Annotated in this window: 17 protein-coding genes; 12 read left to right on the top strand and 5 right to left on the bottom strand. The window is 62.4% G+C overall.

Annotated features, from left to right (window positions below; translation table 11 throughout):
• Positions 1-99 precede the first annotated feature (99 nt).
• The 5 genes from QZ281_RS14100 to QZ281_RS14080 all read right to left on the bottom strand — a co-directional run bounded on the left by QZ281_RS14100 (position 100) and on the right by QZ281_RS14080 (position 2,829).
• On the bottom strand, positions 100-438 hold the full coding sequence (locus QZ281_RS14100) for a hypothetical protein (RefSeq protein ID WP_292229403.1): 339 nt from the start codon (positions 436-438) through the stop codon (positions 100-102).
• A complete protein-coding gene (locus tag QZ281_RS14095; protein ID WP_292229400.1) occupies positions 435-992 on the bottom strand; it encodes a pentapeptide repeat-containing protein in 558 nt (185 codons plus the stop codon). Before QZ281_RS14095 ends, QZ281_RS14100 begins: the two co-directional genes overlap by 4 nt.
• A 144-nt stretch (positions 993-1,136) precedes the next feature.
• Positions 1,137-1,883 (bottom strand): hypothetical protein, encoded by a 747-nt coding sequence (locus QZ281_RS14090; RefSeq protein WP_292229398.1) that lies wholly within the window; start codon positions 1,881-1,883, stop codon positions 1,137-1,139.
• Positions 1,880-2,158: a hypothetical protein gene (locus QZ281_RS14085; RefSeq protein ID WP_292229396.1), complete on the bottom strand. Its 279-nt coding sequence runs from the start codon at positions 2,156-2,158 to the stop codon at positions 1,880-1,882. The genes QZ281_RS14090 and QZ281_RS14085 overlap by 4 nt, the downstream gene beginning before the upstream one ends.
• 77 nt (positions 2,159-2,235) lie before the next feature.
• Positions 2,236-2,829, bottom strand: a complete 594-nt coding sequence (locus QZ281_RS14080; RefSeq protein WP_292229395.1) for a hypothetical protein — start codon at positions 2,827-2,829, stop codon at positions 2,236-2,238.
• A gap of 93 nt (positions 2,830-2,922) precedes the next feature.
• Between QZ281_RS14080 and QZ281_RS14075 the strand changes: the two genes are divergently transcribed.
• The 12 genes from QZ281_RS14075 to QZ281_RS14020 form a co-directional block, all read left to right on the top strand.
• A complete protein-coding gene (locus QZ281_RS14075; RefSeq protein ID WP_292229393.1) occupies positions 2,923-3,120 on the top strand; it encodes a hypothetical protein in 198 nt (65 codons plus the stop codon).
• 169 nt (positions 3,121-3,289) lie between these two features.
• On the top strand, positions 3,290-3,742 hold the full coding sequence (locus tag QZ281_RS14070; RefSeq protein ID WP_292229391.1) for a hypothetical protein: 453 nt from the start codon (positions 3,290-3,292) through the stop codon (positions 3,740-3,742).
• A gap of 114 nt (positions 3,743-3,856) precedes the next feature.
• Positions 3,857-4,345 carry a RusA family crossover junction endodeoxyribonuclease gene (locus tag QZ281_RS14065; protein ID WP_292229389.1) on the top strand — a complete coding sequence of 163 codons (489 nt, stop codon included), beginning with the start codon at positions 3,857-3,859 and terminating at the stop codon, positions 4,343-4,345.
• Positions 4,346-4,540, top strand: a complete 195-nt coding sequence (locus QZ281_RS14060) for a hypothetical protein (RefSeq protein WP_292229387.1) — start codon at positions 4,346-4,348, stop codon at positions 4,538-4,540.
• A 1-nt stretch (position 4,541) separates the two neighbouring features.
• On the top strand, positions 4,542-5,339 hold the full coding sequence (locus QZ281_RS14055) for an ATP-binding protein (protein WP_292229385.1): 798 nt from the start codon (positions 4,542-4,544) through the stop codon (positions 5,337-5,339).
• Positions 5,272-5,829 (top strand): DUF669 domain-containing protein, encoded by a 558-nt coding sequence (locus tag QZ281_RS14050; RefSeq protein WP_292229405.1) that lies wholly within the window; start codon positions 5,272-5,274, stop codon positions 5,827-5,829. The genes QZ281_RS14055 and QZ281_RS14050 overlap by 68 nt, the downstream gene beginning before the upstream one ends.
• A gap of 105 nt (positions 5,830-5,934) precedes the next feature.
• Positions 5,935-6,144: a hypothetical protein gene (locus tag QZ281_RS14045; RefSeq protein ID WP_292229383.1), complete on the top strand. Its 210-nt coding sequence runs from the start codon at positions 5,935-5,937 to the stop codon at positions 6,142-6,144.
• Positions 6,144-6,353: a hypothetical protein gene (locus tag QZ281_RS14040; protein ID WP_292229381.1), complete on the top strand. Its 210-nt coding sequence runs from the start codon at positions 6,144-6,146 to the stop codon at positions 6,351-6,353. Before QZ281_RS14045 ends, QZ281_RS14040 begins: the two co-directional genes overlap by 1 nt.
• Complete coding sequence (locus QZ281_RS14035) at positions 6,353-6,505, top strand: hypothetical protein (protein ID WP_292229379.1); 153 nt, start codon at positions 6,353-6,355, stop codon at positions 6,503-6,505. The genes QZ281_RS14040 and QZ281_RS14035 overlap by 1 nt, the downstream gene beginning before the upstream one ends.
• Entirely contained in the window at positions 6,502-7,437 is a 936-nt protein-coding gene (locus QZ281_RS14030; RefSeq protein ID WP_292229377.1) for a hypothetical protein, read from the top strand. The genes QZ281_RS14035 and QZ281_RS14030 overlap by 4 nt, the downstream gene beginning before the upstream one ends.
• Positions 7,434-7,676 (top strand): hypothetical protein, encoded by a 243-nt coding sequence (locus QZ281_RS14025; protein WP_292229375.1) that lies wholly within the window; start codon positions 7,434-7,436, stop codon positions 7,674-7,676. The genes QZ281_RS14030 and QZ281_RS14025 overlap by 4 nt, the downstream gene beginning before the upstream one ends.
• On the top strand, positions 7,673-8,587 hold a 915-nt coding region (locus tag QZ281_RS14020; RefSeq protein ID WP_292229373.1), incomplete at its 3' end, for a DEAD/DEAH box helicase family protein. The genes QZ281_RS14025 and QZ281_RS14020, both read left to right, overlap by 4 nt.

The following is an 8,587-nucleotide window of genomic DNA, read 5'->3' as shown; positions in this document are numbered from 1 at the left end:
GCGGGAACGCCTCGATTTCGGACAGGAAGGCGGCCCGCCAGCCCAGCGGATGCCAAGCGACAGAGGCGGCTTCGATACCGGAGCATACGGAGCCGTAGATCACTGTCCGCCCTCCTTTGCGCGAAGGATGGCGATGCAGAAGGCTAGGGCGGGGGTGCGGGCAACACTCTGCGCTATCACTGGATCGCAAGGTCCGACACTGTCGATGACGACCTGAGCTGATCCAGCGAGGCAGATGTTGATATTGATCGGACCGCGTTGATCAAGAACCCGCTCAGCCAGCGCCAGAGCGGCGTCTAGGCTGGCGGTCCAGTCGGCAGCGACACGGAGAGCCCAGTATTCGTCGTGAGGTTCCAGCCACGCCTTTATGGCGTAGTCCAACTCCCTCGACCCACCCTCTGCAGCTTCAAGCGATTGAATGAGAGACGACCCGCTCATTGGTCTGCACCATTGGTGGCGGACTCCACATAGCCAGTCGCCTCGGCAGGGTTCATCGCAACAATCTGCTGGATGACCGGCTTCCAGCGGCCCCACCACTCCAGGGCTGCGGAGTCCATTTCCGCAATCTGTTCGTCTGTGAACGTCCACCAATCTGCGATGGCGTGACGCTGGCATCCGATCTGCATTGTGTCTGCCGAATAGCCAACCATCCAGCGCTCGAGCTGAAGCGTCTTGACGAACCGCATGTCACCCAACGCCAGTAGGCTGGCCCCGTAGAGGCTGGCCCCGTCGAGGCTGGCCCCGTAGAGGTTGGCCCCGTCGAGGTTGGCCCTGTTGAGGTTGGCCCCGTCGAGGCTGGCCCCGTAGAGGCTGGCCCCGTCGAGGTTGGCCTTCTCTTTCACCGCCCAGCGAACCGCCAGTCCGAGCTTCACGGCTGGCGTCGCATCTGGCGAGCACGAGATCTGGGCGGTGAACTGGACCTCGCCGGTCCAGCGGTTCTTAACTTCAAACGGGATCATGGCGGCCTGACCCGCCTTTTCAGTGCGCGCCATATCAGCGGCCTCCTTCTGTGGGGCGGGCGAACCACGACAGCATCGTTTTCACGACGCCCTTGCGCGGCTTAGCGGGAGGGAAATGCCAGCCGCGTCCACCGCTCTGGTCGGTTGCGCGGGCCGCTTCGAACAGTCCATCGACGTTCATGCTGAAGCCTCCGGTGTCCGCTTCTTGGCGCGGCGCAGGTTTGCTTCGGCAATGGCAAAGTCGAGTTCTGTTTTGGTCAGAAAGACCCAGCCCTCGCCGGGACGCCAAGAGATTGGATCGCCGTCATAATCTAGTGACGGAGCCCATTTTTCGTTTTCTGTGCCGACATATTGGATGGCGGACTCGACATGCTGAGCGATGTCGTAGTTGTGGTTCACGCCGCTGATGAAATAGCGGTCACCAAGCTTGATCGGCACGGCGAAGTGGTATTTCCCATCGCTCGATCCGACGCCCCTGAACCCATTTCCTGCCCCCAGGTCGGTAATCGCGCCCAAATGATCCAGCGCCTCACTATAGCGGGGCTGTTCCGGCAGGGTGTTCAGCTCGGCAGCTAGGGTCTTGCCAGCTGGTCGTTTTGACAGCGCCTTTGCGACGTAGCCAGACCTCGGGACAAAGCCTCGCCCCGCGTCATTCCAAGCGCCCCCCGGAGCCGGAGCGTTCTCTATTTTGAATGAGAACGCCCTCGGATGGCCGCCATCTCGCGCAGGGTAGAATCCTTCCGCACCATGAGCCTTGCTCCACTCGAATGCGGCGCCGTCAGCCTCGGCCTCTCGGCGGAAATACTCAACCAACGGGGCTCTGGCCCCATCGGAGAGGGCCTCAACGTAGAAGCGCCGGTTGTGCGGCTGAAGGTGCTCAGGAAGGGCCTTCAGCTGCTCCATGATTGTGGCTGGAGCGTTCATGCCGCCAACCTCATGCCCATGCCGCGCATGCGGACATTGCGCTCAACGACGAGGCGGCTCTGAGCGGCCATGATGTCGATCACGGACAGGCCGGTCAGGCTTTCGTCCGGTTCGCGGTCCTGAATGGACGCCAGCGACAGCTCGTGAATGCCGTCCTGCAGGGTGTTGATCTTGTACGTCAGTCGCTCGACGGCGGTGTTGTCCGTCAGGTCTTGCGATTGATCGATCCAACGCTCGGCGGCCATCGCCAGAGCCTGTTGATTTGGGTGCGGCACGCCAATGCCCTCCTCTGTTGCGAGAGGAAGGCTATTACGACGTTTCGTATCCCGTCAAGCGATTATTACGAAACGTCCTAGCGCGGCTTCATGCCTGTGATCTTGGCGGCCCAACGGATAGGCACATCAAGGATAGGCGGTTCGGTGTTGGAGAACAGGTGAAACAGACCTGGCTCGCGGCTGGGCCGAATCTTCTTCACGAGCATGCGGTCGTCATAGAGCGACACGACGCAGACCTCGTTGTGCAGGTCAGGCGTAACAGGCGAGCGCATGTCGTCCCAGAAGATCAACCATCCGTCGAACATCTCACCGAGGCTGGTGCCCTCGATCTTCCCCGCTACCGTCTCGTCGGTCGCGTCATCTGGACCTTCAACATAATTAAACGGTTCCTGACCCGACAGCGCGTACACTGATGCCCCCGCCCCCACGTGATAGACGACCGGCACCGTTCTGGTGGGACGCTCACCGCCGAACATCTCCTCCACTGATACGCCAGTTGCGGTCGCAATCTTGCTTGTCGTCCGGTCGAGCATGCTGGCCGACTTCCCGTCCAGATAGCTGTAGAGCGTCGTGGCGCTGACCTTGGACGTTCGGGCAAGTTTTGCCGGACCGCCCCGCGCCTCGGCAAACTGCCGGAAAGCCTCTCGCCGCCTGATAATATCGTCGCTCATCCGTTGGTGATGCGCGCCCGCGCGCGGCGCGGAAACAACGGTGTTTCGTAATAAGGCTTGCGTGGAATACGAAACGACGTAAGATCGGTCGCTATGGACCCGATCTTCGCCATCATTCCGAACATCAAGGCAGCGGCCGAGGCTCATGGCCTGGCCGCTTTGGCGCGAGAGGCTGGCGTCCCCTACACGACGGTGAAGTCCTTCTCCGACCGGAACTGGACCCACAAAAATCTTGAGATCATCACCGCACTCAACGGTGCGGCGGTTCGTCTTGCAGGGGCGGGTCAATGACCTCTCTCCCCTTCAACCCCGGCTCCGAGGCGTTGGCGCGCCTCGGCCCCCCTTGTCTGCAGTTCGTTCCGGTTGGCGCCGGACGCCCTGCTCATCTTCGCTCTCACATTGTTTCGCAGCCGCTTGTCAGTGCCGCCTTCCAACGAGGTTCACTGTGACGGATGCGAATATGGAAATCTCACCCTTTGATCAGGAATTTCACCCCAAGTCGGGAGGGCTTCGAGAAGCCTTCGCGGCGGTTGCTGAACGTCGCTGCGGCGGCAGCTTCGGCACTTTGGGGCGGGTTCAGCATGAGTGGAGCCTGTCGGCTGATGAAGCCAAGGGCCTGCTGAAGGGTCAGACATCGATCAGGACCATGGAGAAGGTTCTGCAACACAAGAACGGCGGCTGGAAGATCGGCGTGATGGTTCTGGCCATCGTCACCGGTCGCAGGCTGACCGACTACTTCGCATCCGAGAAACAGAGGTTGAACCATGAGGCCGAGCAGCGCCGCCGACAGGCGGTCGTGCTCGAGGAAGCCGAGTCGTTCCTTCACGCCGCTGATGTGGAGCATCATGCTCTTCATCGTGGGTCCGATCTGGATCCTGTCGCGCGTGGTGGGGCTGCTCTTCTCGCTTCCTGAGCAGGCCGCTTTCCATGTGAGAGTGTGGTCGGCCCGTCTTATCGGGTCAGCACTCCAGCACATCAACGGCGGTGGCAAATGATCACCGCCGATCACCCAGACATGCAGAATCTCATGGTCGCGTCTGACCTTGAGGTGCGCCAGCAGGGGGGTGCTGCACGCGCCGCGCCCCCCTGCACCACCCTGACGATCCCGGCGCCGCCGTCGGTCAATGGCCTGTTCGCCAACTCCAAGCGCGGACGGTTCAAGACACCTGCCTACAAGGCGTGGATCGCAGAGGCCGCATGGACCATCCGCGAGCAGTACCCTGACCCTGTCGCTGGACGCGTCGTCGTGATCATCGGCGTTGAGCGCGCAAGTCTGATGGCGGACATCGACAATCGCTGCAAGGCGGTGCTGGACCTATTGGTGAAGGCCAAGGTCATTGACGACGACCGCTGGGTGACCGGCATCGCCCTGGCTTGGCTTCCGCAGGGCCGCAGACGCACGGCGCAATGCCGCATCGCGATCATGCCTGCCATTCCTCTCGACATCTCATTCCACCCCTCACCGGACGGCGCGACGGGCGGGTGGTTCATCAACGCGCCGGAAGGAGAAGAATAGATGAAAAATGCCAGCCTATTCAACGACGCAAATCCGGGCCACCCACCGCCCGAAGTGTATCAGTTAGCTGTTTGTCTGGCCCTCACGTTTGGGCGTCTCACCCCGGAATCCAAGGACGTCGGACGGGCCTATGTCATCCGCGATCTTCTTCAACAGCGAGACATAAGGTTCGCCCTCAAAGGACTGGATTTTTAGCATGGCTATCGACCTGTCATCCCTGCGCAAGGTGCGCGCGGATCAGCCGCCCCGTCTGCTGATCTATGGCCCTGAGAAGATGGGCAAGACGACCCTGGCGTCTGAGTTTCCGGCGCCTGTGTTCCTGCAAACCGAGATGGGCCAGTCCGGCGATCTGGAACTGGACAGCTTTGGCCACCTGACGAGCTATGAGGCTGTTGATGAGGCGCTGGTCGCCCTATCAACCGGCGATCACAGCTTCCAGACAGTCGTGCTGGACTCCATTTCGGCGCTCCAAAGCCTGATCTGGAAGCGCGTCTGCGCCGACGGCAGCGTGTCCAACATCGAGCAATACGACAAGGGCTTCGGCAAGGGATACGTCGCCGCCGACAACTACTGGCACGAAGTCATCTCGGCGCTGAACTACCTGCGCAACGAGCGCGGAATGATGATCGTACTGATCGGTCACGCAATCATCGGCAAGTTCGATGACCCGGAAACCGAGACGTACAGCACCTACGGCGTGGACCTGCACAAGCGCGCCGAAGCGATCCTGAAGCGCGAAGTCGACGGCATTCTGCTGGTCAAGAAGGAGGTCACAATCAAGCGTGACGACCCGAAGAAGACCGACAGCCGCGTCCGCGCCGACGGCGGCGACACGCGCTGGATCTACACCGAGGGCAAGCCCGCTTTCACTGCTGGCAATCGCTACAACATGCCCCCGCGCATCATGTACCCGAAGGGTCAGGGCTATGCCGCCCTCGCGCCCTTCTTCCCGGCTGGAACCCCGGCCCAACAACCGACCGCTGCGGCGGCGTAAGGAGAAGAGAGAGATGGCTGCATTGAACATCGATGTCGATGCGATCCCTGAGCGGGAGGGCGGCGACTTTGACCCCCTGCCCGACATGGACGTGATCGCGCAGATCATTGAAACCGACGTCAAGGAGAACGAGCAGAGCGGCAACACCCGCTGCACCTTCACCTGGGAAATTCTCGACGGCCAGTATGCGAAGCGCCGTATCTGGGACGGCCAGAACATCAAGAACCGCAACCCGCAAGCTGCCGAAATCGGCCAGCGCGCGGTCAAGGACATCGCTGCGGCTGTCGGCCACAGAGGGCCGGTGACGAACAGTGATCAGATCGAGTTCAAGCCGGTCCTGATCCGCATCCGCACTGAACCGGCGAAGGGCGATTACCCCGCAAGGAACAAGGTCACGGCCTACAAACCTATCGGCGCCACCGCCTCGGCGGCAACCACCCAATCGACCGTTGGCGCGGCGACTGGTGCTGGTTCGCGCCCGTGGAAATAGGCGCTGCCTAAACTGACAATCGCCGGACGGGCCTAGCTCTCACACCCGACCCGTCCGGCGACCCTTCCAACCTGCTCTGAAAGAGCATCGCAGGAGTACCTGACGATGGACGACCAACTGCGTCCTGTCGAGGCTGGCGTTGGCGCGCTGCCTCCACACCCCTACCAGCATGAACACGACGTGCTGTGTGAAGTTTCCGAAGTCGTGTCCCAGGCCATGGTCGAGTTCTCGGCTGGCCATCACATCGCCGCCCGCCTGGAGGTCGTGAAAGCGACCCGAATGCTGTCCGCCCTGGTTCGTGGGGAGGCGGTTTGATGTTGTCTCTCCCCTCAATCATCGTCGTGGTTCTTTCTGCGGCGCTGATATCCATCTGCTTCGCACTCGCCCTTTTTGCGGCCTTTGACGCCAACACCCGCCACAAAACCCAATGGGTCTTGCACTTTGCAGCCCTGGGCGTGCTCGGACTGTTCTGGATCGGATACACCGCCACTCGGCTGATCACCTCGATTGAGGCGGCCTCCTGATGGCCCGCCGCACATCCAGCGTCATGACGCCCGAAGAAGCTGACGACTTCGTGTCGGAACACGGAACCGGCGCCTGGGACCGCCTGCCACCCGAAGACAGTCTCTTCGACGATCCCGAGGACGAGCGCGACCACACGGGAGAAGACGGATGACCGCCTTTCCCGTTGCCCAGCCGCTCACCGTCGGCAACATTTATGCAGCGCTTGAACAGGCCAACCGTTCGGACCTGCATCCGCGCCTGTCCGCCAGTCAGCTTGGCGGCGAGTGCGAGCGCCAGATCTGGGACGGCTTCCGCTGGCTGTTCCCGCCCGAGCGTTTCGATGGCCGCAAGCTGTCGATCTTCCGCACCGGAGAGGTGTGGGAGGAACGCATCGTCGGGATGCTGCGCGCCGCCGACATGGAGGTGGACGACGTTGACCCGGCGACCGGCGAGCAGTTTCGCATCGTCTTTGCAGCGGGCCATGCGTCCGGCCGCACGGACGGCAAGGTGCGCAATGTGCCTGAGGCGCCGAAGACCGAACACGTCCTTGAGGTCAAAAGCCACAACGACCGCTCGTTCAAGGACCTGCTGAAGAAGGGCGGCGTCCGGGAGGCCAAGCCCGCCCACTTCGCCCAGGTGCAGCTGTACATGCACCATCAGCACCTCACGCGGGCGCTGTATGTCTGCATCAACAAGAATGACGATACGGTCTATGCCGAGCGGATCGAATACGACGCCGTTGCGGCCCTGCAGCTGGTCGCCAAGGCCGAGCGGCTGGCCACACAGGAACGGCGCCCGTCCTGCACCTGCCCGTCATATTTCCTGAAGGCGGGCTACGGCTGCGCGCCGAACGACGGCCTGATGCCGAACCGCAATTGCCGCACCTGCCTGCACGCTACCGCCCATCTGGACGGTGACGCCCGCTGGTCCTGCGCACGTTGGACGCAGGATTTGACACTGGAAGAACAGCGCGCCGGATGCCCGTCGCACCTGTTCAATCCGTCGCTTGTGCCGGGCGAGCAGTTTGATGCTGACGAGGCGGGCGAGTGGGTCATGTACCGACTGGCTGACGGCTCGGTCTGGAAAGACGGGGGTGTGGGATGACCTCCATCGTCGTCAACTCTGAGAGCTGGACAGGACGCAGCTTCTACGCCGAAACGCCAATCGAGTGGCTAAAGGGGGAAATTCACGCCGCACTGTGGCCGTCCTTCGACTGTGTCGACTGCATAGGCATGATCCAGCACGGTTGCCAGTGCGGCTATTATGGCGCCGTCGCGGCTGGGGTCGGACCGGAACCGTGGCGCGTGTTCCTTCGGCGCGTGTTCAATGGAGCGTCGGCATGACCTCCATCCAACTCCGCCCCTACCAACAACAGGCCGCACAGTCCGTTCTCGATTACTGGCGCGCGGGCGGCGGCAACCCCCTGGTCGATATGGCGACCGGTCTCGGCAAGTCCGTGACCATCGCCAGCCTGACGCAAGACCTGCTGACGACCTATCCCGACATGCGCGCCCTGATGCTGGTCCATGTCAGGGAACTGGTCGGACAGAATGCCAAGGCGCTGTTGAACCTGTGGCCTGGCGCGCCGGTCGGCATCTATTCCGCCGGTCTGGGACGCCGCGACACATCGCAGCGGATCATCTTCGCCTCGATCCAGTCGGTCTATAAGCGGGCCGCCGAGCTTGGCGCGTTCGACATCGTCATGATCGACGAGGCGCACCTTGTGCCGAACGGCGGCGAGGGCATGTACCGCGCCCTGCTGACCAAGCTGCGCGAGACGCGGCCCGACCTACGCGTTGTCGGCTTCACCGCTACGCCATTCCGCATGGACAGCGGACGGCTCGACGCGGGCGATGCACGGCTGTTCGATGAAGTCGTCTATTCCTACGGCATCGGCAAGGGGATCGACGACGGCTGGCTGTCGCCGCTGATCTCCAAGATGGGCGCGACGGAGATTGATGTCTCCAACGTGGCCAAGCGCGGCGGCGAGTTCGTCTCTGGCGCACTGGAAGCAGCCGCAGATGATGACGCCATCACCCAGGCGGCGGTGACAGAGATCATCCAGTACGGCGCCAACCGGCGTTCATGGCTGACCTTCTGCGCCGGGGTCAAGCACGCCCACCATGTCCGCGACGAGTTCCGCAGGCAGGGCGTGTCGTGCGAGGTCATCAGCGGCGAGACGGACGCGGGCGATGGGTCCAAGCCGGAGTTCACGAACCCCCCCACCGAGTGGAGGTTCACGCCGTGCGCCGAG

It is taken from the genome of Brevundimonas sp., assembly GCF_018608325.1.
Taxonomy (GTDB): Bacteria; Pseudomonadota; Alphaproteobacteria; order Caulobacterales; family Caulobacteraceae; genus Brevundimonas.
Note: the sequence above shows the minus strand (reverse complement) of the source record. Positions and strands in the feature narration are given on the sequence as shown.

Coding starts and splice junctions, on each gene's coding strand:
- QZ281_RS14070 (WP_292229391.1), top strand. CDS start 3,290: ATGGAAATCTCACCCTTTGATCAGGAATTTCACCCCAAGTCGGGAGGG.
- QZ281_RS14095 (WP_292229400.1), bottom strand. CDS start 992: ATGGCGCGCACTGAAAAGGCGGGTCAGGCCGCCATGATCCCGTTTGAA.
- QZ281_RS14040 (WP_292229381.1), top strand. CDS start 6,144: ATGTTGTCTCTCCCCTCAATCATCGTCGTGGTTCTTTCTGCGGCGCTG.
- QZ281_RS14060 (WP_292229387.1), top strand. CDS start 4,346: ATGAAAAATGCCAGCCTATTCAACGACGCAAATCCGGGCCACCCACCG.
- QZ281_RS14080 (WP_292229395.1), bottom strand. CDS start 2,829: ATGAGCGACGATATTATCAGGCGGCGAGAGGCTTTCCGGCAGTTTGCC.
- QZ281_RS14065 (WP_292229389.1), top strand. CDS start 3,857: ATGGTCGCGTCTGACCTTGAGGTGCGCCAGCAGGGGGGTGCTGCACGC.
- QZ281_RS14100 (WP_292229403.1), bottom strand. CDS start 438: ATGAGCGGGTCGTCTCTCATTCAATCGCTTGAAGCTGCAGAGGGTGGG.
- QZ281_RS14050 (WP_292229405.1), top strand. CDS start 5,272: ATGCCGCCCTCGCGCCCTTCTTCCCGGCTGGAACCCCGGCCCAACAAC.
- QZ281_RS14025 (WP_292229375.1), top strand. CDS start 7,434: ATGACCTCCATCGTCGTCAACTCTGAGAGCTGGACAGGACGCAGCTTC.
- QZ281_RS14055 (WP_292229385.1), top strand. CDS start 4,542: ATGGCTATCGACCTGTCATCCCTGCGCAAGGTGCGCGCGGATCAGCCG.
- QZ281_RS14035 (WP_292229379.1), top strand. CDS start 6,353: ATGGCCCGCCGCACATCCAGCGTCATGACGCCCGAAGAAGCTGACGAC.
- QZ281_RS14075 (WP_292229393.1), top strand. CDS start 2,923: ATGGACCCGATCTTCGCCATCATTCCGAACATCAAGGCAGCGGCCGAG.
- QZ281_RS14030 (WP_292229377.1), top strand. CDS start 6,502: ATGACCGCCTTTCCCGTTGCCCAGCCGCTCACCGTCGGCAACATTTAT.
- QZ281_RS14090 (WP_292229398.1), bottom strand. CDS start 1,883: ATGAACGCTCCAGCCACAATCATGGAGCAGCTGAAGGCCCTTCCTGAG.
- QZ281_RS14045 (WP_292229383.1), top strand. CDS start 5,935: ATGGACGACCAACTGCGTCCTGTCGAGGCTGGCGTTGGCGCGCTGCCT.